Genomic DNA, 26,399 nt, shown 5'->3' with positions numbered 1-26,399 from the left:
GAGAGGGACCCGCTATGACCGACAGATCTTCCAGAAGGCGCGCCCCGCGACGCGCCTCACGACGCACCCGGTCGACGATCACCGCCGCAGCGACCGGCGCCCTGGCGGCAACGGCAGTCCTGGCGTTCTCGCCCACCGCTCAGGCCGCCGATACCCTCGGCGGTGCGGCCGCCCAGAGCGGCCGGTACTTCGGCGCCGCGGTCGCCCCCCGCCTCGGCGAGACGGACTATGAATCCACGCTCAACCGGGAGTTCTCCAGCGTCGTCGCCGAGAACGCGATGAAGTGGGATGCCACCGAGCCCAGCCCGGGTCAGTTCAACTTCAGCGGTGGCGACGAACTCGTCGCCTATGCCAAGCAGCGCGGCAAGTTCGTACGCGGCCACGCCCTGGTCTGGCATGCCCAGCAGCCCGGCTGGGTCCAGGGACTGACCGGCGACGCCCTGCGCCAGGCGATGCGCAACCACATCACCAAGGTCGCCGGCCACTACGCGGGCAAGATCGACTCCTGGGACGTGGTCAACGAGGCGTTCGAATGGGACGGCAGCCGCCGCCAGTCCAACCTCCAGCAGCAGCTCGGCAACGGCTGGATCGAGGACGCCTTCCGCACCGCGAAAGCAGCCGACCCCAAGGCCAAGCTCTGCTACAACGACTACGGCACTGACGGCATCAACGCCAAGAGCGACGCCATCTACCGGATGGTCAAGGACTTCCGCGCCCGTGGCGTACCGCTCGACTGCGTCGGCTTCCAGAGCCACCTCTCCTCGAACTCCGACCTCAGCACCTACCGGCAGAACCTCCAACGCTTCGCCGACCTCGGCGTGCACGTGCAGATCACCGAACTCGACGTCGGGGGGTCCGGCTCGGCACAGGCCAATGTGTACCGGCAGGTCACTCAGGCATGCGTGGCCATCGCCCGGTGCAATGGCATCACCGTGTGGGGCGTCACCGACAAGTACTCCTGGCGCGCCCAGGAAACCCCGCTGCCCTTCAACAGCAACTACCAGAAGAAGGAGGCGTACGGTGCGGTCCTCGCGGCGCTGAACAGCGCCGCGAGCTGAAGCCGGCGGAGGCCCGGCGGCCGTCCTGCCGGGTCTCCGCACCTGCAGGCGTGACCTGCATGCGTGCACAGCGTCGGGCGGAGCGGAGGTTCTGGTCCGGCATGTGCACGTCGCCATCCGGCTCCCACACCGCGTGCCGGGCGAAGGGCGGGTCGCGCAGCAGCCCGTGGCCGAGCAGGACCACGGCGGCCTCCGGCCAGGGACTGGGCACGTTCGAGTTTCGGCCAGTAGGCGGCGATGGCGTCGCCCGCCATGTCGTAGGAGGTCCGCAGCTTTCGCAGGTTGCCGGAGGGCGGTCACCGATGCGGTGACCGGTGCCTCGCCGCCGGGGGGCTCCGCCATGCAACCGCAGTGCAGCGCACCGGACCGTCGGGCATCGCGGGGAGCCGTCCGAAAGAACGGAACCTGTAGCCGGGGCGTTCGCCCACCTTACGGCCGTGCAGGTCAGCGGTGGTGGCGCGGTGGCGGGTGCAGGGAGGCGTAGGGCCGTACGGGGTGTCCGTGCGGCCCTACGTGCGGGCGGTCCGGGGTCAGTCGGTGATCTTGGTCAGGCGGAAGGGGCCTGCGGCGCCGGGGCCGTACATGGCCGGCAGGTCCTGGCCCCGGGGGACGACGACGAGGGGTTCGTCGCGGTACTCCTTGAGGAATTTCTCCAGGGGCTGCCAGATGAGCTCCTGGTAGCCGGACTCGGTTCGCTGGCGTTCGAAGGACAGGGTGAGCGCAGAGTCCATGACGGTGACGCTCACGCAGTTCACCTCGAGCCATGCACCCCCGATCCAGGCTTCAAGCCGCACGTAGGACATGGCGTAACCCTGCCTTGTCCGGCGGGCCGCTCGCAATCGGCCACGACCACCTCCGTCAACCTCCGTCACATCCGTTCTCCCGTGTCACCGGTTGACCGACTGGTGTGCGAAGGGTGAGGCGGACGGGGGAGCGCATCCATTGCTGCGATTCGTGCGTCTCAAGAGTGAGCGGCACTCTCATGTGACCGCACGGCAGGGTAATGGAGTACTCGACTTGAACATTGGCATCAATGGCACGCGTCGTGCGTCCGCGGTCCTGGTGACCGCGGGAGCGGTGCTGGCCGCCGGGGCGTTCGCCGCCCCGGCGCAGGCCGCCACGCCCAAGGCGCCCACGATCACCGCCAAGGGCGGGTTCGTGATGAACAACGGCACGGGGAAGAGCCTCTTCACCAAGGCCGCCGACTCCCGGCTTTCCACCGGGTCCACCACCAAGATCATGACCGCCCGGGTGGTGCTCGCGCAGGCGAACCTGAACCTGGATTCGAAGGTCACGATCCAGAAGGCGTACAGCGACTACATCGTCGACAACAACTGGGCCTCCTCGGCCAAGCTGATCGTCGGCGACAAGGTCACCGTTCGCCAGCTGCTGTACGGGCTGATGCTGCCGTCCGGCTGCGACGCCGCCTATGCCCTGGCCGACAAGTTCGGCACGGGATCCACGCGGTCCGCGCGTGTGAAGTCCTTCATCGGCAAGATGAACACCACGGCCAAGAGCCTCGGGCTGAAGAACACCCACTTCGACTCGTTCGACGGCATCGGGAAGGGTGCGAACTACTCGACGCCGCGTGACCTGACGAAGCTGGCCAGCAGTGCGATGAAGTACTCCACGTTCCGTACGGTCGTGAAGACGAAGTCCACGAAGCAGAAGGTCACGACGAAGAGCGGCGGCTACCGCTACATGTCGTGGAGCAACACCAACAACCTGCTCAGCAGTTACTCGGGCACCATCGGCGTCAAGACCGGTTCGGGCCCTGAGGCCAAGTACTGCCTGGTCTTCGCCGCCACCCGCAGCGGCAAGACCGTCATCGGCACCGTCCTCGCGTCCACCTCGGTGGCCAACCGCACCGCCGACGCGAAGAAGCTGATGGATTACGGGTTCAAGAAGTAGCCGCGGGAACGCGGTGGCAGTACGCGGGGCCGGGTCGGACGGGAGTATTTCCCGGCCGGCCCGGCCTCGTGCGTGAGCGGCCCGGTCAGGCCGCCGCCGCGCCGCGCACCGGGACGTGGCCCAGGGCGCGGGAGCGCAGATGGGCGTAGCCGGGGCGGATGACCTCGTTGATGAGGGCGGTACGCTCGTCGAAGGGCAGGAAGGCCGCCTTCGCCGCGTTGACCGTGAACTCCTCCAGCTCCGCCGGGCCGTAGCCGAAAGCGGTGGCCAGGTGCTGGAACTCCTGGGTCATGGTGGTGCCGCTCACCAGACGGTTGTCGGTGTTGAGGCAGACGCGGAAGCCGAGCCGGCGGAGCAGGTCGATCGGGTGGCCGGGGTAGCTCGCCGCGGCGCCGGTCTGCAGGTTGGAGGTGGGGCAGACCTCCAGGGCTATCCGCATGTCGCGTACGTAGGAGGCGAGCCGGCCGAGGCGTACCGAACCGTCGGCGGCGATCTCGATGTCGTCGGTGATGCGGACGCCATGGCCGATGCGGTGGGCGCCGCAGCGCAGCACCGCCTCCTGGATGGACTCCATGCCGACGGCTTCACCGGCGTGCACGGTCACCCGGGCGCCCTCGCTGCGGAGGTGGTCGAAGGCAGCGGCGTGCCGGCTCGCCGGGTTGCCGATCTCGCCGCCCGCGATGTCGAAGCCGGCCACGCCGCTGTCGCGGTGGGCGACGGCGAGTTCGGCGATCTCCAGCGCGCGGTCGGCGTGCCGCATGGCGCACAGCAGCGTGCCGACGCGGATCCGGCGGCCGTCGGCGGCGGCCCGGCGCTCGCCCTCGCGGAAGCCGGCGTTCACCGCGTCGACGACCTCGTCCAGGGTGAGCCCCGCGGCGAGGTGCTGTTCGGGGGCGAAGCGCACCTCGGCGTAGACCACGCCGTCGGCGGCCAGGTCCTCGGCGCACTCGGCGGCGATGCGGAACAGCGCGGGGGCGGTCTGCATCACGGCGCAGGTGTGCGCGAAGGTCTCCAGGTAGCGCTCCAGCGAGCCGGAGTCGGCGGCGTCGCGGAACCACTCGCCCAGCGCGGCGGGGTCGGTGGTGGGCAGCGCGTCGTAGCCGGCCTCCTGGGCCAGTTCCACGACGGTGCGCGGGCGCAGGCCGCCGTCGAGGTGGTCGTGGAGCAGCACCTTGGGGGCCCGGCGGACGAGGTCCTCGGCGAGGGGGTGCGTGGGGGAGTGCGGAGCGTCAGTGTACTTGTCAGACAGCGTCATGGGGCCGGAGTATGACACGGCGCTCCGGGTGCGGGCGACCGCGTCTCATCGACGAGCCGACGATCACGTCTCGTCGGTGACTGCGCGACCGCGTCTCATCGACGACCGGTCGGCACCGCACCCGGGACGCCGGGAAGGGCCCTGTCAGCGCGCCTGCCACACGGGAAGCGCCGGTGCCCCCGCGGGCAGCATGTGCTTGGCCGCGAGCAGCGGGGTGCGGTCCAGCCGTACGACCTGGGTGACCAGGACGGCGGGGGAGTCCGCCGGGCGGCCGAGCTGTTCGCCGCGCTGGCGGCCGAGCGTGGTCGCCACGATGCTGCTGCTGCCCGTCAGCGGCAGCTCGCGGCCGGCCTCCAGGAGTATCCCCAGCATGGACGAGGTGGCCGAGGCAGGCCCGTCGAACGCGGCCGCCGCGTCCGGCAGCAGCTCATCCAGCGTCTCGTCGCGGGCCGCCCACTCCTGGGTCAGGCAGGCCGGCAGCCCGCCGACCTCGATCAGGCTCTCCCAGAAGCGCACCCGGCTGGTGCCCGGCAGCAGCAGGTGCTGGGTGGAGAAGTCGGTCGGCTCCTCGTGGGCGCGGGCCAGCGCCGAGGTCCGCACCTGCCGGCCCTCGCTGACCAGCTGCTCCACCGGCTTGAGGTGCTCGAAGCCGCGCGGCGGCAGGTGCGGGCTGACCGTACGGCCCACCCCGCGCCGTACGGTGATCGCGCCGTCCTCCTGCAGCAGGATCAGCGCCTCGCGCAGTGCGGGGCGGCTGACGCCCAGCTCGGCGGCGAGCCGCGGCTCGGTCGGCAGGGTGGAGCCCGGCGGGTAGGTGCCGTCCCGGATGGCCTCGATCAGGCGCTCGTACAGCACGACGACCGGCCGCCGTTGAGGCGGTGCGGGCTGTCTGCCGGCCATGTTCATCTCCCTGGGGCCGCGGTCCGACGTCGCCCCCGCGAGGGGGGCCGGCCGCGCGCTCGCGGCAGCGCGCGGCCCCCAGTTTCGCATCGCGGGAACGGGGCGTACGCAGCCCGAAGGGAGGGTCGGTGGGGTCCGGGTGCGCTGTCGGTGATCTTCAGGTGAACTCTTGACACCCTCCGGGGCGCGGGGTAGACCAGAGCGCACGACGCGTTCCTGTCTGACAAGTGATGCCGAACGAGCGTCGCCGATGCCACGTGACGCGCACGAGCGTCGCTGACGCCCTCCGTGCGGGACGGGCGCCCGGTGCAGCGGGCCGTGACCCGGCCGCGACCGTGCGACGCGTCCGCCCGCCGCCTCTCCCCTCAGCCCCAGGAGCCGTCATGCCCTTCCGGAGCCGCGAGCGCGTGGCCACCGCGCCGCCCGCCACCCCGCGCTTCCTGCTGCCATCGCTGGTGCTGGCCGTACTCGGGTACCAGATCAACGCGACGATGCTCAGCCCGGCGCTGCCCGACGTCGCCCGCCGGCTGGACACCAGCAGCAGCCTGGTCGGCCTGTCGCAGACGCTGTTCTTCCTGCTCGCCGCCGTCGGGCAGGTCACGATGGCGCGGCTCAGCGACTACCGCGGCCGCAAGCCGATCATGCTGCTGTGCGGCGCGCTGCTCATCCTCGGCAACCTCGCCTGCGCCCTGGCGCCCGACATCTCCGTCTACCTCGCCGGGCGCGTCCTTCAGGGTGTGTCGGCCGCGATGTTCTCGCTCTCCTTCCTGACCCTCAACGACCTGCTCCCGCCCGCCGCCTTCGGCCGCGCCGCCGGCATCATCAGCGCCGTCAACGGCGGCTTCGCGGGGGTGGACGCCATCGTCGGCGGCCGGCTCGCCGACACGGTGGGCTTCCGCGCGATCTTCCTCGGCGGCCTGCTGCTGTCGGTCGTGGGCACGGCGGCCGTGGCCCGGTACGTACCGGCCGTGGCGCCGAAGGCGGAGGGGGCCATGGACTGGCTGGGCGCGGCGCTGCTCGCGCTGGGACTGTCCGGCGTGCTCGTCGGCCTGGCGCAGGGCGCCGGCTGGGGCTGGACCTCGGCGGCCACGCTCGGCTGCGTACTCGGCGGCCTGGCCGCGCTGACCGCCTTCGTCCTGGTCCAGCGGACCCGCTCGGCCGGCGGCGGCACGGACCCCGGTACGGCAGCCGGCCCGGCCACCGGTGCGGCCGCCCGCACCACCACCGCCGTCATCGACATCCGGCTGCTCGCTTCGCGCCGGGCCTGGCCGCTGCTGCTGACGGTGACTCTCACCCTCGCCGGTGCGTTCGGCGCCCTCGCCCTGACGATCCCGCTCTTCACGCAGGACCCGCAGGCCGGTTACGGTCTCTCCGCGACCCGCTCGGCACTGCTGTACGCGACGCCCGCCGCGGCGATCGGCGTGATCGGCGCCCCGCTCGCGGGCTACTTCGGGCCGCGCGTCGGCTGGCGCCGCGTCGCGCTCGTCGGCTCGGCCGGGTCGCTGCTGGCCTTCGCCGTCGCCGTGCCCTTCAGGGAGCAGCCCTGGGCGCTCTTCGCCGCGCTCGCCGTACTGGGCCTGACGTACAACGGCCTCAGCATCACCGCGCTCAACGGCTTCGCGGTCGTCTCCGCGCCCAAGGACCAGCAGGGCGCGCTCACCGGACTGACCGGCGCCTGCTTCGGCATCGGCGCCTCCCTCGGCACCGCCCTCGCCTCCGGGCTGATCACCGCGGCGAGCACCGGCGGGGCGACCGGCTCCGCCGCGTACACCGGCGCGTTCGAGGCCGCCCTCGCCCTGCTGGCCCTCGCCATGGTGACGGCCCTCGCGATCAAGGCGGTCCCGGCGGACGCGGGAGAAGGGGCCCGCGACGCGGAGCGCGTGCCCGCCGTCCACCTCTGACGGCCCCGGGCCCGGCCGGCGCCCGCGGACTCTGCGAACGTGTGCGCATGGTTCCTCACGCAGTGATCGGTGTCGACATCGGCACCTCCAGCAGCAAGGGCGTCCTGGTCGGGCCGGACGGCACACTGCTCCGCTCGGCAGTCCGCGAGCACGCCGTCGACCGGCCGGCCCCGGGACACGTCGAGATGGACGCCGCCGTCTGGTGGGAGGAGTTCGGCTCGCTCGTCCGCGAACTGACCGCGGACGGCGGGCCCGAGGTCGGCGCCGTCGGCGTCAGTGGCATGGGCCCGTGCGTCCTGCTCACCGACGCCGACGACGTGCCGCTGCGGCCCGCGATCCTCTACGGCGTCGACACCCGCGCCACCGAGCAGATCACCCGGCTGGAAGACCGGTTGGGCGCCGAGGAGATCCGGGCCCGCTGCGGCTCGGGGCTCAGCAGCCAGGCCGCCGGGGCGAAGATCGCCTGGGTCGCGGACGAGGAACCGGCGGTGTTCGCCCGCGCCCGCCGCCTCTACATGCCCAGCTCCTGGCTGGTCCGCAAGCTCACCGGCGCCTACGTCCTGGACCACCACTCCGCGAGCCAGGCCACCCCGCTCTACGACACCGTCGCCCGCGACTGGTACGCGCCGTGGACGGAGCTGATCTGCCCGGACCTGGAACTCCCGCCGCTGCGCTGGTCCGGCGAGGCCGCCGGCACCGTCACCGCGGAGGCCGCCCGGCTGACCGGCCTGCCGGCCGGCATCCCCGTCATCACCGGCACGGTCGACGCCTGGGCCGAGGCCCTGAGCGTCGGCGCGCACTCCGTCGGCGACCTGATGCTGATGTACGGCACCACGATGTTCCTCGTCCACACCGTGCCGGGCCTGCTCACCGCGCCCGCCCTGTGGAGCACCGTCGGCGCGCTGCCCGGCACCCGCACCCTCGCCGGCGGCATGGCCACCTCCGGCGCGGTCACCGCCTGGCTGCGCGACCTGACCGGCGCGCCCGACTACGCCGATCTGCTGCGGGAGGCCGAGGCGTCCGGCACCGGGGCGAACGGCCTGCTGATGCTGCCGTACTTCGCGGGCGAACGGACCCCGGTCATGGACCCGCAGGCCCGCGGCGTCATCGCGGGCCTCACCCTCTCCCACACCCGCGGCGACCTCTACCGCGCGGCGCTGGAGGCCACCGCGTTCGGCGTCCGGCACAACATCGAGGCCATCGAGGCGGTCGGCGGCGACATCCGGCGGGTCGTCGCGGTGGGCGGCGGCACCCGGGGCGGGCTCTGGACGCAGATCGTCTCCGACGTCACCGGCCGCGCGCAGGAGGTGCGCACCACCTCCATCGGCGCGAGCTACGGCGGCGCCCTGCTCGCCGCCCAGCTCCTCGGCGACGTCACGGCCGACGACTGGAACCCGGTACGGGAGACGGTCGTACCCGACCCGGCGGCCGCCGCCGAGTACGCCGAGCTGTACGGGCTGTACCGCGACCTCTATCCGGCGACGGCGGACGTGGTCCACGCCCTCGCCGCCCGCCGGAGCCGCTGACCGGAGCACCGGCGACGGCTCCCGGCCGCCGGGGTCAGCGGACGCACCGGAAGCTGTCCGCGCGGCCGGGGGCGCCGCCGGTGTACCGCGGCCAGCCGGGGTAGGCGCAGAGCGGACGCGTACGGCCGTGCCCGGCAGGGGAGTTGTCGGCGACCACCGGGTGCACGGGTGCGGTGCCGCGCTCCACCCAGGTGTCGAGGGCGCCGAGCGAGTCCCAGCCCGCGGCGAAGGCGGCGTCGACGTTGGCGTGGTTGGCGCCGGGCACCAGGTAGAAGCGCGCGAACGCGTCCGCCGCCCCCTTTCCCATGACCTTCCGCATCCGCTCGGCGTACTCCACGGTCGAGCGGTGGCTGACCAGTTCGTCGGCGGTGCCGTGCAGGAGCAGCAGCCGCCCGCCGGCCGCCGCGAAGGGCCGCAGGTCCGGATCGTTGACGTCCTGGAGGGCCGACAGCGCGCTGATGCGGTCCCGCCAGGGGCCCGGCCGGCGTGGGTCGACCGACAGCGCGCCGGCCGCCGGGTCGCGGGTGACGAAGTGCTTCACCCACTGGTCCCAGAAGCGCACGCCGTATCCGCTGGTCGTCGGCATCGGGTCGGCCGGTGCCGTGGTGCCCATGCCCAGCCGCGGGGTCGTCATGTCGGCCCCGGAGAGGAAGGGGAAGCCCGGGTAGCTCCGTTCGCCGCTCGCGATGCGGTAGGGCCAGGTGAAGCGCGAGGAGAGCGTGCGCACGGCGCGGATCTGCGGGTCCGAGAGGCAGGTGTCGCCGCGGTCGGCGCCGCCCCGGCAGCGCAGCACGCGCGGGTCGAACCGGCAGCCCGCCTCGTCCGAGATCACGCCGTCGCGGAGTCCGTCGTCGCCGTCGCAGGCCGCCAGCACCCGGTCGTACAGCAGGCGTTGCTCCGTCTGGTTCAGGAACGCGCCGGGGCGCGCGAGGACCTGTGCCTCGTATCCGAAGAACAGGTCCAGGCTCGCCGCGTTCCAGGCCGGGTAGGCGGAGATCACGCCGTCGAAGTCGCGCGGCCACCGCTGCGCGACGGCCAGCGCCTCGCGCCCGCCGGTCGAGCCGCCGGCGAAGTAGGCGTGCCGGGGCGGCCCGTCGCCGTACCGCTTCCCGATGACGTACAGCGCCGCGTCGCGGGTCTTCTTGAGCGCATCGCCCGCGAAGTTGCGCAGCGCCTCGTCGTTGCGGGCGAACGAGCCGTCGAGGGAGGGGTCGGCGGCCTGCGAGCGGTGGCCGGAGTCGCTCGCGAAGGTGGCGTATCCGCGCGCCAGCGGGGTGGGGCCGCCGGCCGGGCCGAACGGCACGTTGCCCGCGACGTCCGGCACGGCGCCGTCGTAGCCCCCGCCGCCGAACATCACCGCCTTGTGGTTCCAGCCGGCCGGCAGGCTGATCCGTACGGTGATGTCCGGCGCCGCCCGGTCCACCGGGCGCACGGCCAGTTCCACGCGGCAGTACGCGCCGAGGGCCGGGGTGCCGGGCACCTCCTGGGCGGCCGTCACCTCGCCGCCCCTGGTGGGCAGTCCGATGGCGGCGGCCGGGACGGCGGTGCCCCGGAGGCCCGCGCAGTCCGCGGGGGCCGCGCCGTGCGCCGGGGGCGCCGGCAGGGTGCCGAGCAGCAGGAGCAGCCCTGCCGCCGTCCAGGGAAGAACGTGTCGCATGCGCACCTCCGGGAACCCGCCCTACATCACCGCACCGGATCCTGCGCGCGGTCCCGCTCCGCGGCTATGTGAACGGGCCCCACGGCGGCGCGCCGGATCCTGTGGGCACCGGGGGTTCCGCCACCCGGCGGGGCGCCGCGCTGAGCACGCGCCGGTACCCCGGCGCCACGGCGGCACCGTGGTAGATGTTGCGTGCCCCGCGCCGTGAACAGGAGAGGCGTTCGTATGACCGAGCAGAATCCGGACCCGGACCCGCGGCGCACGCCGGGGCTGGAGCCCGGCGGTGGCGTGCCGCCGGGCGAGACCCCGCCCGCCGAGGGCAGCACGCCCTGGGCGGGCCCGCAGGAGACGTACAACCCGGCCAAGGGCTGGGGCAAGGGGCCGCTGATCGCGATCGGCATCGTGGTCGTGCTCTGCGCGGTCTTCTTCCTCGCCTACGCGATCATGCTGTGAGCCTGCCGGGGGCGGTGGGGGGCGCCCCCGGGCGCCTCAGGGGTAGGAGACCACCTTCGACGGCACGGTGTCCGTGCCCGAGGTGGCGGCACCGGTGTCGTTGATGACGTGCTCGAACTGGCCGTGGCCGCTGAGCGAGACCACGAGCAGGTCGTGGAACCTCACCCCGGACGTGCGGGGCGCCGCGAAGCCGTGGTCCTGGCGGATCGTCGGGTCCACGTTGTAGTAGCAGTAGCTGCCCAGGCCCCAGCCCTCGTGCGTGGTGACCGAGTCGGCGACCTTGTACGCGGCGAAGCCCTTGACGCTGCCGTTCTGGATGGCTGCCTGGTTCGGCGCGTCGTACGCCTTCTCGTTCTGGAAGAAGATGGTGCGGCCGCGTTCGCCGCGCCACTCCACGTCGTACTTGTTGAAGTGCTCGACGAACAGGCCGGTCGCGAGGACGTCGGCGCCGTTGACGCGGACGCCGTAGTCGGCGCGGTTGGTCTCCCAGCCGACGCCGTCGCCGTGGTCGGCGCGCCAGACCCAGGTGTGGTCGACGATCGTGTGCCGGCTGTTGATCACCATGCTGACGGTGGCCTTGCCCGCGCCCGCGCCGCCGATCCGGATGAAGACGTCCTGGACGGTGGTCGGGTTGGCGGAGTGGTCGGCGGACGCGCCGGTGGGGCCGACCTCCAGGAGGGTGGCGGAGTTGGTGGTGCCCGCGTCGATCAGGAAGCCGGCCAGCCGTACGCCGTCGACGTCGGCGACCTTCACGGCCGTCGCGCCGTTGTCCGGGATGATCGTCGCGTAACCGAGGCCGAGCACCACGGTGTTGGCGCGCTTGACCTCGATGGCCCGGTCGACGTGGTAGATGCCGGGCGTGAAGAGCAGGTGGAGGCCCTGGTCGAGGGCCGTGTTCAGGGTGGCGGCGGTGACGCCGGGCTTGGCGACGTAGAACTGGTCCAGCGGCAGGGAGGTGCCGCGCGGGGTCCCGTTGCCCCAGGTGGTGCCGCGGGCGTTCGTGCGCTTCTCGGGGAGGAAGACCCGGTACGCGCTGCCGTCCAGGTAGAGGAAGGGCTTCTCGCGGGAGATGGGAGTGGTGTTCAAAGTGGTGTACGGCGGCTCGGGGAAGCTCTGCGCCGGGGCGCCCTCGACGCCGGAGAAGACCATGTTCCACACCGCGTTGGTCCAGCCGCCCACCGAGCTGTCGCGGGTGTACCACTGCTGCTGCGAGTACGGGCCCACCGTGCCGTCGATGCGGCTGTCGGCGATGTAGCCGCCGCTGGCCCAGCCGTAGCCGTCGGGTGCGAGGTTCAGCCCGCCGCGGATGTGCATCCGCCGGAACGGCGCTGCCTGCGCGACCGCCCAGCGGTTGGTGCCGTTGACCGGGGTGAGGGCGAGGTTCTCAGCGGATCGCCAGAAGTTCTGCGTGGCGTTGCCGTTGAACCAGCCCGCGTCCACGGTGACATCGCCGTTGATGGACGTGTCGTCGGGGGAGAGGCCGAGCCCCGCGATGGAGGTGTAGAAGCCGAGCTGGGCGTTGAGGCCGTGGTACGTACCGGGCTTGAACAGCAGCGCGTATCTGGTGCTGCCGAACTGGGCTCTCTCCTGCTGCCGGAAGATCTCGTCCAGCTTGCCCTGGATGTTCGGGGTGCCGGGGTCGAAGACGATGACGTTCGGGCCGAGGTCGCCGCCGCCGGGGAGTGCGGCGGGCCTGCCGGGCGCGGCGGGGGCCGCGGCGGCGGGGGTGGCGAGGGCCGGGAGGCCGGCCGCGGGGACGGCTGCTGCCATGGCGGCCAGGACGGTGCGGCGTGCGGGCATGGCGTCTCTCCTTGTTCAGGAAATGAACGGTGGGGATTTCCTGGGAGCGCTCTCTTGCCCGACGCATGTTCATCGCATGGCGACATACCGTCAAGAGGTACGGACCAAATGGACTGTACTTTTCGTTGGTTGGAGGCGGAGTTTCAGCGGCGCGGCGGCAGCCGGTGCAGCTCCACGTCGCTCAGCTCGCCGTCCGCTGCCGTCAGGGTGAGGTACGTGCAGTACGGCTGGCGGCGGCGGTCCGTCGGGGAGCCGGGGTTGAGCAGCCGCAGGCCGCCCGGTGCGACGGTGTCCCAGGGGATGTGGCTGTGGCCGAAGACCAGCACGTCCAGGTCCGGGAAGCGCTCGGCGCAGCGACGCTCGCGGCTCTGCGCGGCGCCCGTTTCATGCACGACACCGAAGCGCAGCCCGCCCAGTTCGGCGCGTGCCACCTCCGGCAGCCGCGCCCGCAGCTCCGGCCCGTCGTTGTTGCCGTACACGCCGATGACCCGGCGGGCCCGCGCCTCCAGCAGATCCAGCGTGGCGGTGTCCACCCAGTCGCCGGCGTGCAGCACGGCGTCCGCGCGCGCGATCTCCGCGAGGAGCGGGTCCGGCAGGACCTTGGCGCGCTTGGGCAGATGGGTGTCGGCGGTCAGCAGCAGACGCACCGGGCGGCCTCCCTGGCGTACGGGCTCGCCACGGTACACGTGGTCCGCTCCGCTGCCCGGTCGCATAGGCTCACCGGGCGATGAAGAACACTCAGGTGCCGCCGGCGGCGAAGGCGGACAGGTCCACCGTGCGGCGGCACAACCTCAGCCTGGTGCTGCGGGTGGTGCACGACGAGGGCGAGGTCACCCGCGCGGCGGTGGCGGCGCGCGTGGGACTGACGCGCGCGGCGGTGTCCTCGCTGGTCGAGCAGCTCATGGCCGGCGGTTTCCTGGTCGAGTCGGGCAAGACCTTCAGCGGCCAGGCGGGGCGCCCCGGCACCGTGCTGAAGGTCGCGGGCACCGGCCCTGCCGGGCTCGGCGTCGAGATCAACATCGACTACGTCTCGGTGTGCGTGGTGGACCTCGCGGGCACCGACCGGGTCCGGCTGACCACCCACCTCGACAACCGGGGCGCGGCCCCCGAAGAGGTCATCGACCGGGCCGCCCGGATCGCCGCGCGCACCCTGGAGTCCGCGGGGGAGCAGGAGCTGCGCCCGGCCGGGGTGCGGCTCGCGGTACCGGGCCTGGTCTCCGGCGGCACGGTGCGCCAGGCGCCCAACCTCGGCTGGAACGGGGTGGCGGCCGAGGGGATGTTCGCACAGGCCCTGGCCCGGCTGCGGCCCGGCGCCCGCCCGCTGCCGGTCGGCTCGGACAACGAGGCGAACAGCGCGGCCCTCGCCGAGCTGTGGTTCGGCGGCCTGGACCGGGTGCGCAGCTTCCTGTACCTGACGGGCGAGACCGGCGTCGGCGGCGCGCTCGTACTGGACGGCGAACTGCTGCGCGGGGCGCACGGCTTCGCGGGCGAGATCGGGCATGTGGTGGTGGACCCGGACGGGCCCGAGTGCCGCTGCGGGGCGCGCGGCTGCCTGGAGCAGTACGCGGGCCAGGCGGCGCTGCTGCGCAACGCGGGGCTGGAGCCGGGCGCGGCCGGGGCACCGGCCGTGAGCGAGCTGGAGCGGCGGGCCCGGCAGGGCGACCCGCGTGCGGTGGCGGCGATCGAGGAGGCCGGGCGGCGGCTCGGGCTGGTGCTCTCGGGCGCGGTGAACCTCTTCGACCCGGACGCCGTGGTGCTCGGCGGCAGCTACCGGCTGCTCATGCCGTGGCTGGCGCCCGCCACCCACGCCGAGCTGGCCCGGCGGGTGGTGTCGGGCCTGTGGAGCGCGGACGGCGGGCGGCTGCGCGCCTCGTCCTCCTCGGGGGACGCCGCGCGGGGCGCCGCGGCGCAGGTCGTACGGGAGGTCCTGGCGGACCCGGTGGCGTACGCGGAGGGGCAGCCGGACTAGCCCCTCCGCGTACGCTTCGTCAGCGGACCGCGAGCAGGTGCTCCATGGCGAGCTGGTCGAGGCGTTCGAAAGCCATCGAGCGGCCCGCTGCCGCCGCTACGTCGAACTCCTCGTACGCGGTGCGGTCGGCGCGCAGCGCGGCGAGGCCGTCGGCCGCCGTGGGCTGCGCGAGCTGGTCCAGGCGGGAGTCGCGCAGCGCCTGCTGGACCTCGGGGTCGGCGCGGAAGGCGGCGGCGCGCTCGCGCAGGATCAGGTAGTTGCGCATGCAGTTCTTCGCGGACTCCCACACGCCGTCGTACCCGTCGGTGCGCACCGGCTTGAAGTCGAAGTGGCGCGGGCCGGCGTAACCGGCGGTCTCCAGCAGGTCCACCAGCCAGAACGCCTGCCGCAGGTCGCCGGCGCCGAAGCGCAGGTCCTGGTCGTACTTGATGCCGTTCTGGCCGTTCAGGTCGAGGTGGAAGAGCTTGCCCGCCCACAGGGCCTGCGCGATGCCGTGCGGGAAGTTCAGCCCGGCCATCTGCTCGTGGCCGACCTCCGGGTTCACGCCGAACAGCTCGGGCTTCTCCAGCCGCTCGATGAAGGCCAGCGCGTGGCCGACGGTGGGCAGCAGGATGTCGCCGCGCGGCTCGTTGGGCTTCGGCTCGATGGCGAAGCGCAGCCCGTAGCCCTGCTCGGTGACGTACTCCGCGAGCAGGTCGAAGGCCTCCTTCATGCGGTCCAGCGCGTCGCGCACGTCCTTCGCGCCGCCGGACTCCGCGCCTTCCCTGCCGCCCCATGCCACGTACGTCTCGGCGCCCAGCTCGGCCGCGAGGTCGATGTTGCGCATGGTCTTGCGGAGCGCGAAGCGGCGTACGTCGCGGTCGTTGGCGGTGAAGCCGCCGTCCTTGAAGACCGGGTGGGTGAACAGGTTCGTGGTCGCCATCGGGACCTTCAGGCCGGTGGCGTCCAGCGCCGCGCGGAACCGCTTGACGATCGCGTCGCGCTCGGCGTCCGCCGACCCGAAGGGGATCAGGTCGTCGTCGTGGAAGGTGACGCCGTACGCACCCAGCTCCGACAGTCGTTCGACGGACTCCACCGGGTCCAGGGCCGGGCGGGTGGCCACACCGAAGGGGTCGGTGCCGGTCCAGCCGACGGTCCACAGGCCGAACGTGAACCGGTCCTCGGGGGTGGGGGTGTAGCTCATGGGACACCTCTCTTGCGTCGCACCTATTAGTAAAGGCAGAAAACAAATTAGTATGCGTCGCAGTCGCGGGGAAGCCCCACGGCGGACCGACCGGAAAATCCGTCAAGGAGGAAGCGTGCGCGGACAGCAGCGCGTGGTCATCGGCGTGGACAGCTCGACGCAGGCCACCAAGGCCGTCGTCGTCGACATCGATACCGGCCGCATGCAGGGACAGGGGCGCGCCCCGCACACCGTCACCGGCGCCGACGGCGCACGGGAGAGCGACCCGGAGGCATGGTGGAGCGCGCTCGGCGAGGCCGTCGCGGCCGGGCTGAAGGACGCGGGCGCCGATCCCTCCGCCGTCGCGGGCATCGCCGTCGCGGGGCAGCAGCACGGCCTCGTCGTGCTGGACGCGGCCGGCCGGCCCGTACGCCCGGCCCTGCTGTGGAACGACACCCGATCGGCGCCGCAGGCCGCCGCCCTCACCGACGCGCTCGGCGGCCCGGCCGGCTGGCTCGCCCGGACGGGGTCGGAACCGGTGGCCTCCATGACCGCCACCAAATGGCAGTGGCTGCGGGAACACGAACCGGCCGCCGCCGACGCCGCTGCCGCCGTCCGGCTGCCGCACGACTTCCTCACCGAACGCCTCTCCGGCGCGGCCGTGACCGACCCCGGTGACGCCTCGGGCACCCTCTGGTACGCCACCACGACCGGCGCCTACGACCCGGACCTCCTCGACCTCGTCGGCATGGACGCGAAGCTGCTGCCCGAGGTCGCGCCGACCGGAGCGGCGCGTGTCGGGACGCTGACCCCGGCCGCAGCCGACGCGCTCGGGCTGCCCCCCGGAACCGTCGTGGCGGCGGGCACCGGGGACAACATGGCCGCCGCCGTCGGCCTCGGCCTGGGCGGCGCCGGCCTGCTCGACCACCCCGTGGTCAGCCTCGGCACCTCCGGCACCGTCTTCGCCGCCAGTCGCACCCGGCCCGCTGCCCCCGGCATCGCGGGCTTCGCCGCTGCCGACGGCGGCCACCTCCCGCTCGGCTGCACCCTGAACTGCACGCTCGCCGTCGACAAGGTCGCGGCCCTGCTCGGGCTGGACCGTGCTGACGCCGAGCCGGGCGGGACGGCGGTCCTCCTGCCGTATCTCGACGGCGAGCGCACCCCCGACCTGCCGCACGCCTCCGGGCTGCTCACCGGCGTCCGCCACGACACCACCCCGCGGCAGCTGCTCGGCGCGGCGTACGAAGGCGCCGCGTTCACCGTGCTGCGCGCGCTGGACGAACTGCTGCGCGCCTGCGGCCTGGACCCCGCGGCGCCCGAGGTGCGGGACCGCCCGCTGCGGCTGACCGGCGGCGGCGCGCAGGGCCGGTTCTGGCGGGACACCGTACGGCGGCTCTCCGGCCGCCCGCTCGTCGTGCCGCACCACACCGAACTGGTCGCGCTCGGCGCGGCGGCGCTGGCCGCCGGCGCGGTGACCGGGGAGGATCCGGTGGCCCTCGCGACCGGCTGGGGCGCGGGGGAGGGCGAAGCGCTGCCGCCGCTGCCGCGCGACCGGGCGGCCTGGGACCGCATCGAGGAGGTGCTGGACCGGGCGGCGCCTACGCTGCTGCGCTGAGCCGGGTGGGGACGCGGGCCCGGATGCGGGCGGGCTCGGGTGTGGACGGGGTCCGGGTCCGAACGGGGCCCGGTGCGGGCAGCCCGTCAGGCCACCGCGTCCCCGAACTCCCGTACCGCCTCGTCCACGATGGCCTCCAGCTTCGCGTGGTGCGCCCCGCGCCAGTACACCCGGTCGCAGGCGGTGCACTGCGCGAACACGTCGTACGTGCGCCGCGTGCCGTGCTCCAGCCGCTCGCGCACCGTCTCCTTGTCCGCGTCCTTCAGCTCGCCGTTGCACGCCGTGCAGCGCGTCCACGGGGCCAGCCGGGGCGTGAACCGGCCCAGTACGTCCCGGAGTTGCTCGTCCGGCCGGTCGCTGTAGACGAACGCGCCCGCCCAGAGCTCCCGGCGGCGCAGCAGGCCGCGGTCCCGGGAGAGCAGTACGCGGCGCTGGGCCGCCGAGCGGGTGGCCAGCTCGGGATCGCCGATGTCCTCGCTCTCGTACGCCGCGTCCACGCCCAGCAGCCGCAACCGGCGCGCGAGCGTGCCGAGATGGACGTCGAGGAGGAAGCGGAGCGGCGCGCCGGGCACGCTCTGCGGCCGGCGGACCGCGAGCACCTCGACGCTCTCCCGCTCCCGCGGCACGTACGAGACCGGTCGCTCGCGGCCGTCGACGAGCACCGCGCCGACCTCCGTGAGCGGCACCCCGAGCGATTCGACGATGTGGCCGAGCGTGGACGACCCGTCGGTGACGAAGGCCGTGGTGCCTTTACGCCGGGCGGGCGCGGCGAGTCCGTGCAGCTCAGAGGCGAAGTTGATGGTGATCTCCGGACCGTTCACCCCCACAGCATGCCATCATTGCGCGGCGCCGGACCGGGGATTTTCCGCCGTGCCGACGACGCGCGCGTACTGGGCCTCCAGCCCCTCCAGCAGGGCTTCGAGTCCGGTCTCGAAGGCGCCCTCGTCGACCGACCGCTGGTGCTGGGCCAGCAGGTGGGCCTGGTCGAGGTGCGGGTAGGTGCCCGCGTACAGCTCCGCGTCGGTGGGGAAGCCGGCGGCGAACGAGCCGAGCGCCGAGCCGGTGATGAAGTACCGCATCGAGGCGCCGATGTGCGTGGCGTGCGCGCGGGGCCAGCCGGCCGCGACCAGGCCGCCGAAGACGGCGTCGGCCAGCCGCAGGGAGTGCGGGCGGTGCGCGGCGCGGCGGGTGAGGGCCGGGACGAGGTTCGGGTGGCCGGCGAGGGCCGCGCGGTAGGAGCGGGCCCAGTCGCGCAGCGCCGTGCGCCAGTCCAGGCGGCCGAACATCGACAGGTCGACCTGGCCGACGACCTGGTCCACGAGCGCGTCGACCAGTGTGTCCATGGTCCGGAAGTGGTTGTAGAGGGACGGGCCGGTCACGCCGAGGACGGCCGCGAGCCGCCGGGTCGAGAGGGCCTGGAGCCCTTCCTCGTCCACGATCCGCAGGGCCGCACCGGTGATCCGGTCGCGGCTGAGCAGTGGCTGGCGCGGGCGGGCCACGGTGCACCTCCTCGGCTGTGCGGCAGGCGGGGCCGACCGGGGGTGGACCCTACACGGTGCGTGCCCGGACGGTCGCGGAGCACCCCTTTTCAGCGGCGTTACGGCGGAGTAGGGTGCAAAAAACTTGCACCGCTAGTTTACGGGTAGCGGGCGCGTCGTACACAGCGTCGTACACGGCGAACAGGAGCATCCGCACATGACCACCCTGTCCCTGGCCACGATCCTCGCCGAGGCCGCCCGCCGCCGCCCCGACCACCTCGCGCTCGTCGAGGGCGAGCGGCGGCTGACCTTCGCGGAGCTGTGGCGGCAGGCCAGGACCCAGGCCGCGGCGCTCGGCGCGCTCGGCGTGCGGCCCGGCGACAAAGTCGCCCTGATGGCGCCGAACACCGCCGAATTCCCGCGCGCCTACTACGCGATCCTCGCGGCGGGCGCGGTCGTGGTCCCCGTTCACCTGCTGCTCTCGCCGGGCGAGGTGGCGCACGTGCTGCGCGACAGCGGCGCGAAGCTGCTGCTCTGCCACGCGGGCCGGGCGGCGACCGGCGGCGAGGCCGCGGCGGCCACGGGCACGCGGATGGTCACGATCGGGCCCGAGACCCGGGTGCCGGGTGCCGAGGGCCGGCTGGAGGATTTGGCGGAGACCGTGGAGCCGCTGCCCACGTACGCCACCCGTGAGGCCGAGGACCCGGCCGTGGTCTTCTACACCAGCGGTACCACCGGCGTCCCCAAGGGTGCCGTCCTCACCCACCTCAGCCTGGTCATGAACGCCACCACCAACGCGTTCGACTCCCACGAGGTGCAGCCGGACGACATCACCCTCGGGGCCCTGCCGCTGTACCACACGTTCGGACAGACGGCGAGCATGAACTCCTCCTGGCGCCGCGGCGCCACGCTCGTCCTCCAGCCGCGCTTCGACGCCGTGGCGGCTCTGGAACTGATGGTGCGGGAGGGCGTCAACACCTTCCAGGGCGTGCCGACCATGTACGTACGGCTCCTGGAGGCCGCGGGCGGGGCGGCCGAACTGCCCCGGCTGCGGCGGTGCGTCTCGGGCGGCGCCTCGCTCCCGGTGCCGGTGCTGGAGAAGTTCACCGAGGTCTTCGACACCGAGGTGTACGAGGGGTACGGGCTCTCCGAGACCTCGCCGACCGCGGCCGTCAACCAGCCGGTCTTCGGCACCCGCGCGGGCAGCGTGGGCCACGCGATCTGGGGCGTGGACGTGGAGATCGCCGCGCCCGAACCGGCCGACCGCATCGAGCTGCTGCCCGCCGGCGAGGCGGGCGAGGTCGTCGTGCGCGGCCACAACGTCTTCGCGGGCTACCTGGGCCGCCCGGAGGAGACCGCGGCTGCCCTGGTCGACGGGTGGTTCCGCACCGGGGACCTCGGCACGAAGGACGCCGACGGGTTCCTCCGCATCGTCGACCGCAAGAAGGACCTGATCATCCGCGGCGGGTTCAACGTCTACCCGCGCGAGGTGGAGGAGGAACTGCTGCGCCACCCGGGCATCGCGGAGGCCGCGGTGATCGGCCTGCCGCACCCCACTCACGGCGAGGAGGTCTGTGCCGTCCTCATCCGCGACAGGCACGCGGACCCGGCGCCCACCGCCGAGGAGATCATCGACTGGTCCAGGGAGCGGCTGGCCAAGTACAAGTACCCGCGCCGCGTCGAGTTCGTCGACGCCTACCCGCTCGGCCCGAGCCACAAGGTCCTCAAGCGCGAGCTGCGGGCCCGGTTCACGGAGGGGGCCGAGTAGCGGCCGTCAGTGGTGGGCGCCGAAGTCCGGCGCGCGGCGCTCGCGGAAGGCCGCGACGCCCTCGACCGGGTCCGGTCCGGTGAGGTCCAGGGCCGCCGCGAGCCACTCCTGGTCCAGATAGTCGCGCAGCGAGGGGGAGTTGCCGGCCGCGGTCAGCATCCGCTTGGTGAGCATCAGCGCGTCCGGCGCCCCGGCGGCCAGCCGTACCGCCAGCTCCAGTGCCTCCTTGAGCGCGCTGCCGTCCGGCACCACCCGGTTGACCAGCCCCATCGCCTCCGCCCCGGCGGCAGGCAGCCGTTCGCCCAGCATCGTCAGCTCCGCTGCGCGCCGCGTGCCGACCGCCTGGGCCAGGAACCACGCGCAGCCGCCGTCCGGTACCAGCCCGCGCTCCACGAACGGCGAGGCGAAGAAGGCGCTTTCACCGGCCACGGTCATGTCGCAGGCCAGCGCGTACGACCAGCCGATGCCGACCGCCGCGCCCTCCACCGCCGCGAGCACCGGCTTCGGCAGCCGGTGCAGCCGGTCCACCGTGCCCTGCAGCAGCCCCAGCCGCTTGGCCGGTCCCGCGACGCCGCGGCCCGGCATCCGGGGCGCCTTGAGGTCGGCGCCCGCGCAGAAGTGCCCGCCGGTGCCGGTGAGGACGACGGCCCGTACCGCGTCGTCCTCGGCCTCCCGCACCGCGTCCTCCAGGCCGCGGATCGCGCCGTTGCCCAGCGCGTTGCGGCGGGCCGGGCCGTCCAGTGCGATCTGCAGCACGCCCGGCGCGGGCGTGGTGGTGCGTATCCGGGTCTCGGGCGTCCCGCTCACGTCGCTCACTCGGCTCCTCCGGCTCGTCGGCGCGACACCACGCTAGGCCGCGCTGATCAGCGGCGTCCACCCTTGCGACAGGGAAAGATGTACTGGGCAGATACCGATCGGTATGCGTGGGTGGCCGTGTCCGGCCGCGCTTCCGGCGCCCGTGCCGTGACAATGGCCCGAGCCGCGGACGGCGGCGGACGGCGACGGACAGCGAGGTGGCGGGGACATGCGCGTGGGGTTGCTACGAGCGGTGGGCGCGGCGACGGCGCTGTACGGCGTGGCCGTGACGGCCGTGCCCGATCTGCTCGCCCGCCCTTCGGGGCTGGCGGACGCGGACGGCCGGGTGGCGGAGCCGACCCGGATCTCGCTGCGTCCGCTCGCCTGGCGGGACGCGGCGAGCGGTGCCGCGCTGGCCCTGGCTCCCGAGGGGCCCGCGCTGCGGACGGCCGCGCTGGTCCGGATCGCCGCCGACTTCGGGGACGCGGTCCTGCTCGGCGCCACGCTCCCGGACCCGGCCACGCGGCGGAAGGCCGTCGCCGTCTCCGTGGGCTGGGGCGCCCTCTCCGTCGTCGGCCTCCTCGCACGCGGCAAGCGGACGTAGCGGCTCCGGCCTGCTGGGTGACGTAGCGGCTCCGGCCTGCTGGGTCTCGTCAAAGGACCTGGCGCCGGGCCTTCCGTATCCTGGCGGCCATGAGGCGCACTTCCTTTGCCCACTGGCCCTGCTCGATCGCCCGCACGATGGACCTGCTGGGCGACTGGTGGACGCCGCTGGTGCTGCGCGAGGCGTTCTACGGCATCCATCGGTTCGACGCGCTCCAGGAGGCGCTGGGCATCGCCCGCAACACCCTGACGGACCGGCTGCGCCGGCTGGTGGACGAGGGGCTGCTGGAGAAGCGGCCGTACCAGACCGAGCCGGTGCGGTACGACTACGTCCTCACCGAGAAGGGCCGCGACTTCTTCACCGTCCTGCTGGCCATGAACCGCTGGGGCGACCGCTGGCTGGCCGGCGAGCAGGGACCGCCGGTCGTCTTCCGCCACGATCCGTGCGGGCACGAGAGCCACGCCGAAGTGGTCTGCGCCGACTGCGGCGAGCCGATGACGGCGGAGAACACCCACGCCCGGATGGGCCCGGGCTATCCGGCGAAGCTGGCCGAACGCCCGGACGTACGGGAGCGGTTCGCGCGCTGAGACCCGCCGCGGGACGAGCGCCGCCGCCCGGCCGCGCTCACCGTCGCCGACCCTTGACAGGTGAGTTCATCTACGCAACTTTGGTGGTCAGAACGTTTTCTCAAGGATCCGAGGAGGCCGGACGGGCATGGAGTGGACGGGTGCACGGTACGCGGACGGGCCGACGGTGGAGGCGGACACCTGGATCGGGGCGCCGCCGGAGCGGGTCTGGGACCTGGTGTCCGACATCGAGCTGATGCCCGAACTGAGCGGCGAACTGCAGGCGGCGCAGTGGCTGGACGGCGTGACCGGCCCGGCCCTCGGCGCCCGCTTCACCGGCAGCAGCGCGCACGAGGCGCTGGGCGAGTGGCGGACCACCTCCCACGTCGTGGAGTGCGTTCCGCCGCGGGCCTTCGCCTGGGCCGTGGAGGACCCCGAACACCCCTCCGCCACCTGGCGGTTCACCCTCACTCCCGAGGACGGCGGCACCCGGCTGCGGCAGTGGGTCCGGCTGGGGCCCGGCCGGTCCGGCCTCTCGCAGGCCATCGAGCGGATGCCGGAGAAGGAGCAGAAGATCGTCCACGTCCGGCTGCGGGAGTTCGAGCGGAACATCACCGCCACCCTCGGCGCGCTCAAGGAACGGGCCGAGGGCGCGGGCGCCGCATCCGGCACGGTGGGCGCCTGATGCGTACGGCGACGACGATCGAGGCGTCCGGCGCGCCCTGGCCCGAGCTGGTGGACTACGTCACCGAGGCCGAGAAGCTGGGCCTGGACATCTGCTGGGTGGCCGAGGCCTGGGGCGCCGAGGCGCCGTCCGCGCTGGGGTACCTCGCCGCGCGCACCCACCGCATCCTGCTCGGCTCCGGCGTCATCCAGCTCGCCACCCGTACGCCGGTGGCCGTCGCACGCGCCGCGATCACCCTCTCGCAGCTCTCAGAGGGCCGGTTCCTGCTCGGCCTCGGGCCGTCCGGGCCGCAGGTGATCGAGGGGCTGCACGGTGTGCCGTTCGCCCGGCCGCTGACCCGGATGCGGGAGACCGTCGAGATCGTGCGGCAGGCGGTGTCCGGCGAGAAGATCGACTACTCGGGGCGGGAGTTCACGATCCCGCTGCCGGGCGGCGAGGGCCGGCCGATGCGCCTGTCGATGCGCGCCGAGCACGACATCCCCGTCTACCTGGCCACCCTCTCACCGAAGACGCTCCGTCTGACCGGCGAGATCGCCGACGGCTGGCTGGGTACGTCCTTCGTGCCCGAGGGCGCTGAGGCGGCCTACTTCGACCACCTGGACGCGGGGCTGTCCGCCGCCGGCCGGACGCGTGCGCAACTCGACGTGTGCCAGGGCGCCGAGGTGGCGTTCGCCGAGGACGAGGACGCGCTGCGCGCCATGGTGGCCGGCCGGAAGAAGGAACTGGCCTTCAGCCTGGGCGGCATGGGCTCGGCGCGTACCAACTTCTACAACGCCGCCTACAGCCGCCAGGGCTGGGCCGAGGTCGCCGCCGCCGTACGGGAACGCTGGCAGGCCGGCGACCGGGAGGGCGCGGCCGGGCTGGTCACCGACGAGATGGTGCTCGGCACCACGCTCATCGGCACCGAGGAGCGGGTCCGCGACCGGCTGCGCGTCTGGCAGGCCGCGGGCGTCGACACCGTACGCCTCTACCCCGCGGGCGACACCACGGCCGCCCGCCTTGCCACCCTGGGCCGCGCCGTGGACCTGGTACGCCAGGTCACGGCGGAACGAGAAGCGGCTTAGCGCGCTTTCAGGCGCCCACCGTGCCGTCGATGGCCTCGCGGAGGAAATCGGCGTGGCCGTTGTGGCGGGCGTATTCAAGGGTGACGTGGAGCATGACGAGGCGGAGCGAGACGTCCTCGCCCCAGCGGGCGGCGTGGGCGGTGATGTCGAGCGAAGGGGCCGCCGCCTCGATGCGGCGGGCGTGTGCGACCTCCGTCCGCCACGCGGCGAACGCCTCCTCGCGGGAGGCGGTGCGCGCGTCGTACGCGACCTGGTAGTCCCCCTCGTCCGACCAGACGAGGGGAATGTCCTCCGCGTCGATCACCCGGCGGAACCAGGTGCGCTCGACCTCTGCCATGTGCCGTACCAGGCCGAGCAGGGTGAGCGTGGACGGCGGAGCGGAGCGGTGGCGCAGCTCCTCGTCGGTCAGGCCTTCGCACTTCATCGCGAGCGTGGCGCGGTGGTGGTCGAGGAAGGCGCGCAGCGTCTCCCGTTCCCCGCCGCGCACCGGAGGTCCGATCCGTTCGACACTGCCGGCGCTTTCGGCGGTCACCGGTGCTCCCTTCCCCCGTGCCGCGTCCGTGCCGCGGCCTCGGCCGGAGGTTACCGCGTGGCCATCGGAACCTCTCCCTTCCCGTACAACCCTTCGGGCTCGCCGGAGGTCATCTCGGAGTTCGTATGGATGAACTGGAGAGACACACATGCCCCAGCCCCCTCACAAGCGCTCCCGGCGTCCCGTCGCCCTGGGCGCCACCGTTGTCGCTGCCGCCCTGGCCGGCGGACTGCTCATCGCCCTGCCCGGGAGCGCGAGTGCCGCCCCGTCCGGCCTCGCCGACGACTTCAACGGTGACGGTTACCGCGATCTGGCGACCGCCGCCCCGGGCGCGGTCGCGAACGGGAAGGCCAAGGCGGGTGCCGTGGTCGTCAACTACGGCTCGTCGAGCGGGATCAGTGCCGCGCGCCACAAGACCACGACACAGAGCTCCTCCGGCGTGCCGGGCGCCTCGGAGACCTCCGACCGCTTCGGCACCGAACTCGCGCACGGTGACCTCAACAACGACGGCTACGGCGATCTCGTCGTGGGCACACCGCAGGAGGATGTCGGCGGCGATGCCGACGGCGGTTCGGTCACGATCCTGTGGGGCGGCGCCTCCGGCCTGTCGGGCGGCACGACGGTCGGCGACCCGAACGCCTCGGGCCACGACCGGTTCGGCCAGTCCCTCGCGGTCGGCGACTTCACCGGTGACGGGAAGGCCGATCTGGCGGTCGGTTCCACCGGCAAGGACGTGTGGATCTTCAAGGGCGGCTTCACCAAGTCCGGCGGCGCGGCCGGGAAGCTGCGCTTCGACGCGCAGATCGAGTCCGGCGGGTACCCCAACGGCGCCGTACAGCTGGCCGCCGGGGACTTCGACGACGACGGGGCCGACGACGTGGTGGTGGGGTCCGCCGCGGGCAACTTCGTCTACCGGGGCACCTCGAACGGACCCACGCTGCAGACCGAGGCGGGCCCGGGCTACGCGGGCGCGCTCACCGTGGCCGACTTCGACCGCGACGGGCACGACGACCTCGTCGTCGGCACCGACTTCCTCGACATCTTCGACCGGACGGCCGAGGGCGGCTACGTCACCGTGTTCTACGGTGGCGCGGCGGGCGTCGACACCAAGCGCAGCGCCGTCTTCAGCCAGGCGACCGAGGGCGTGCCGGGAGCGGACGAGTCCAACGACTCGTTCGGCGGCACACTCGCCGCGGGCGATGTCAACGGTGACGGCTACCCGGACCTGGCCGTCGGCGCGGTCTTCGAGTCCATCGGCACCGCCTCCCACACCGGCAACGTCTGGGTGCTGCGCGGTGGCGCCTCCGGTCTGACGGGGGCCGGTGCCCAGTCCTTCCACCAGGGCACCCCGGGTGTCCCGGGCGCCAACGAGTCCTCGGACATGTTCGGCGACGCCATCCACCTCGCCGACCACAACAAGGACGGCCGCGCCGACCTGTCGGTGGGCGCGGGCGGCGAGAACAGCGACGACGGCGCCGTGTGGGTCCTGCGCGGCTCCACCGGAGGCATCACGGCCACCGGCGCGGTGAGCTTCGGTGCGTCGTCCGTCGGCATCGGGAAGTCGGGGGAGGACCCCATGTTCGGGGACGTCATGTCGGGCTCCTGAGGGCCCGGACGGGCCGTCGGAACGCGGACGGACAGACGGAGGGGCGGCACCGGAAGATTCCGGGGCCGCCCCTTCCCTGTGCCGGCTCATGGCC

24 protein-coding genes are annotated in these 26,399 nt (G+C 73.3%); 13 read left to right on the top strand and 11 right to left on the bottom strand.

Annotated elements, in window-relative coordinates; all coding sequences use genetic code 11:
• Positions 1–14 precede the first annotated feature (14 nt).
• Positions 15–1,058 carry an endo-1,4-beta-xylanase gene (locus ACIGQF_RS04665; RefSeq protein ID WP_399705502.1) on the top strand — a complete coding sequence of 348 codons (1,044 nt, stop codon included), beginning with the start codon at positions 15–17 and terminating at the stop codon, positions 1,056–1,058.
• Positions 1,059–1,588: 530 nt separating this feature from the next.
• Here the strand turns inward: ACIGQF_RS04665 and ACIGQF_RS04660 are convergent.
• Positions 1,589–1,804, bottom strand: a complete 216-nt coding sequence (locus tag ACIGQF_RS04660; protein WP_234426847.1) for a hypothetical protein — start codon at positions 1,802–1,804, stop codon at positions 1,589–1,591.
• Between the two features lie 271 nt (positions 1,805–2,075).
• Here ACIGQF_RS04660 and ACIGQF_RS04655 point away from each other — a divergent pair, with 271 nt between their 5' ends.
• Positions 2,076–2,969, top strand: coding sequence for a D-alanyl-D-alanine carboxypeptidase family protein (locus tag ACIGQF_RS04655; RefSeq protein WP_399705500.1), 894 nt, complete (start codon positions 2,076–2,078; stop codon positions 2,967–2,969).
• 85 nt (positions 2,970–3,054) lie between these two features.
• On the opposite strand, the gene ACIGQF_RS04650 is transcribed toward ACIGQF_RS04655, so the two are convergent.
• Together ACIGQF_RS04650 and ACIGQF_RS04645 are read right to left on the bottom strand one after the other, a co-directional pair.
• A complete protein-coding gene (locus tag ACIGQF_RS04650; RefSeq protein ID WP_399705497.1) occupies positions 3,055–4,224 on the bottom strand; it encodes an adenosine deaminase in 1,170 nt (389 codons plus the stop codon).
• Positions 4,225–4,368: 144 nt separating this feature from the next.
• The gene (locus ACIGQF_RS04645) at positions 4,369–5,124 is read right to left on the bottom strand and encodes a GntR family transcriptional regulator (RefSeq protein ID WP_399705495.1); all 756 of its coding nucleotides are present in this window, start codon (positions 5,122–5,124) and stop codon (positions 4,369–4,371) included.
• 383 nt (positions 5,125–5,507) lie between these two features.
• Between ACIGQF_RS04645 and ACIGQF_RS04640 the strand changes: the two genes are divergently transcribed.
• Both ACIGQF_RS04640 and ACIGQF_RS04635 read left to right on the top strand, forming a co-directional pair.
• Positions 5,508–7,025: an MFS transporter gene (locus ACIGQF_RS04640; protein ID WP_399705493.1), complete on the top strand. Its 1,518-nt coding sequence runs from the start codon at positions 5,508–5,510 to the stop codon at positions 7,023–7,025.
• Positions 7,026–7,072: 47 nt separating this feature from the next.
• Positions 7,073–8,551 (top strand): FGGY-family carbohydrate kinase, encoded by a 1,479-nt coding sequence (locus tag ACIGQF_RS04635; RefSeq protein WP_399705491.1) that lies wholly within the window; start codon positions 7,073–7,075, stop codon positions 8,549–8,551.
• A 34-nt stretch (positions 8,552–8,585) separates the two neighbouring features.
• Here ACIGQF_RS04635 and ACIGQF_RS04630 read toward each other — a convergent pair whose 3' ends face one another.
• Positions 8,586–10,208, bottom strand: a complete 1,623-nt coding sequence (locus ACIGQF_RS04630; protein ID WP_399705489.1) for a tannase/feruloyl esterase family alpha/beta hydrolase — start codon at positions 10,206–10,208, stop codon at positions 8,586–8,588.
• 225 nt (positions 10,209–10,433) lie between these two features.
• Here ACIGQF_RS04630 and ACIGQF_RS04625 point away from each other — a divergent pair, with 225 nt between their 5' ends.
• Entirely contained in the window at positions 10,434–10,661 is a 228-nt protein-coding gene (locus ACIGQF_RS04625) for a DUF6480 family protein (protein ID WP_361562274.1), read from the top strand.
• Between the two features lie 36 nt (positions 10,662–10,697).
• On the opposite strand, the gene ACIGQF_RS04620 is transcribed toward ACIGQF_RS04625, so the two are convergent.
• Together ACIGQF_RS04620 and ACIGQF_RS04615 are read right to left on the bottom strand one after the other, a co-directional pair.
• Positions 10,698–12,461 carry a coagulation factor 5/8 type domain-containing protein gene (locus tag ACIGQF_RS04620; protein ID WP_399705486.1) on the bottom strand — a complete coding sequence of 588 codons (1,764 nt, stop codon included), beginning with the start codon at positions 12,459–12,461 and terminating at the stop codon, positions 10,698–10,700.
• Positions 12,462–12,604: 143 nt separating this feature from the next.
• Entirely contained in the window at positions 12,605–13,108 is a 504-nt protein-coding gene (locus tag ACIGQF_RS04615) for a metallophosphoesterase family protein (protein ID WP_399705483.1), read from the bottom strand.
• A gap of 80 nt (positions 13,109–13,188) precedes the next feature.
• Here ACIGQF_RS04615 and ACIGQF_RS04610 point away from each other — a divergent pair, with 80 nt between their 5' ends.
• Positions 13,189–14,430 (top strand): ROK family protein, encoded by a 1,242-nt coding sequence (locus ACIGQF_RS04610; RefSeq protein ID WP_399705481.1) that lies wholly within the window; start codon positions 13,189–13,191, stop codon positions 14,428–14,430.
• 19 nt (positions 14,431–14,449) lie between these two features.
• Here ACIGQF_RS04610 and xylA read toward each other — a convergent pair whose 3' ends face one another.
• A complete protein-coding gene (xylA, locus tag ACIGQF_RS04605; protein WP_399705478.1) occupies positions 14,450–15,613 on the bottom strand; it encodes a xylose isomerase in 1,164 nt (387 codons plus the stop codon).
• 115 nt (positions 15,614–15,728) lie between these two features.
• Between xylA and xylB the strand changes: the two genes are divergently transcribed.
• Positions 15,729–17,207 carry a xylulokinase gene (gene xylB, locus ACIGQF_RS04600; RefSeq protein WP_399705476.1) on the top strand — a complete coding sequence of 493 codons (1,479 nt, stop codon included), beginning with the start codon at positions 15,729–15,731 and terminating at the stop codon, positions 17,205–17,207.
• Between the two features lie 86 nt (positions 17,208–17,293).
• Here the strand turns inward: xylB and ACIGQF_RS04595 are convergent, their stop codons facing one another.
• Both ACIGQF_RS04595 and ACIGQF_RS04590 read right to left on the bottom strand, forming a co-directional pair.
• Complete coding sequence (locus ACIGQF_RS04595) at positions 17,294–18,028, bottom strand: Mut7-C RNAse domain-containing protein (protein WP_399705474.1); 735 nt, start codon at positions 18,026–18,028, stop codon at positions 17,294–17,296.
• Positions 18,029–18,043: 15 nt separating this feature from the next.
• Positions 18,044–18,706, bottom strand: coding sequence for a TetR/AcrR family transcriptional regulator (locus tag ACIGQF_RS04590; RefSeq protein ID WP_399705472.1), 663 nt, complete (start codon positions 18,704–18,706; stop codon positions 18,044–18,046).
• A gap of 196 nt (positions 18,707–18,902) precedes the next feature.
• On the opposite strand from ACIGQF_RS04590, the gene ACIGQF_RS04585 reads away from it, so the two are divergent.
• Positions 18,903–20,453 (top strand): long-chain fatty acid--CoA ligase, encoded by a 1,551-nt coding sequence (locus tag ACIGQF_RS04585; RefSeq protein ID WP_399705471.1) that lies wholly within the window; start codon positions 18,903–18,905, stop codon positions 20,451–20,453.
• A gap of 6 nt (positions 20,454–20,459) precedes the next feature.
• Here the strand turns inward: ACIGQF_RS04585 and ACIGQF_RS04580 are convergent, their stop codons facing one another.
• Complete coding sequence (locus ACIGQF_RS04580) at positions 20,460–21,269, bottom strand: enoyl-CoA hydratase/isomerase family protein (RefSeq protein WP_399705468.1); 810 nt, start codon at positions 21,267–21,269, stop codon at positions 20,460–20,462.
• A 208-nt stretch (positions 21,270–21,477) separates the two neighbouring features.
• Here ACIGQF_RS04580 and ACIGQF_RS04575 point away from each other — a divergent pair, with 208 nt between their 5' ends.
• From ACIGQF_RS04575 to ACIGQF_RS04560, 4 genes are all read left to right on the top strand, one after another.
• The gene (locus tag ACIGQF_RS04575) at positions 21,478–21,852 is read left to right on the top strand and encodes a hypothetical protein (RefSeq protein ID WP_399705466.1); all 375 of its coding nucleotides are present in this window, start codon (positions 21,478–21,480) and stop codon (positions 21,850–21,852) included.
• 89 nt (positions 21,853–21,941) lie between these two features.
• On the top strand, positions 21,942–22,439 hold the full coding sequence (locus ACIGQF_RS04570; RefSeq protein ID WP_399705463.1) for a winged helix-turn-helix transcriptional regulator: 498 nt from the start codon (positions 21,942–21,944) through the stop codon (positions 22,437–22,439).
• 127 nt (positions 22,440–22,566) lie between these two features.
• A complete protein-coding gene (locus tag ACIGQF_RS04565) occupies positions 22,567–23,103 on the top strand; it encodes an SRPBCC family protein (protein WP_399705461.1) in 537 nt (178 codons plus the stop codon).
• A complete protein-coding gene (locus ACIGQF_RS04560; protein ID WP_399705460.1) occupies positions 23,103–24,167 on the top strand; it encodes an LLM class flavin-dependent oxidoreductase in 1,065 nt (354 codons plus the stop codon). Before ACIGQF_RS04565 ends, ACIGQF_RS04560 begins: the two co-directional genes overlap by 1 nt.
• Before the next feature lie 7 nt (positions 24,168–24,174).
• Here the strand turns inward: ACIGQF_RS04560 and ACIGQF_RS04555 are convergent, their stop codons facing one another.
• Positions 24,175–24,699 carry a DinB family protein gene (locus ACIGQF_RS04555; RefSeq protein ID WP_399705458.1) on the bottom strand — a complete coding sequence of 175 codons (525 nt, stop codon included), beginning with the start codon at positions 24,697–24,699 and terminating at the stop codon, positions 24,175–24,177.
• 148 nt (positions 24,700–24,847) lie between these two features.
• Here ACIGQF_RS04555 and ACIGQF_RS04550 point away from each other — a divergent pair, with 148 nt between their 5' ends.
• Positions 24,848–26,305, top strand: coding sequence for an FG-GAP and VCBS repeat-containing protein (locus ACIGQF_RS04550; RefSeq protein WP_399705455.1), 1,458 nt, complete (start codon positions 24,848–24,850; stop codon positions 26,303–26,305).
• The last annotated feature ends 94 nt before the right edge of the window (positions 26,306–26,399 follow it).

Origin of the sequence: Streptomyces sp. NPDC053560 (genome assembly GCF_044544605.1) — a bacterium.
Lineage (GTDB): Bacteria > Actinomycetota > Actinomycetes > Streptomycetales > Streptomycetaceae > Streptomyces.
Note: the sequence above shows the minus strand (reverse complement) of the source record. Positions and strands in the feature narration are given on the sequence as shown.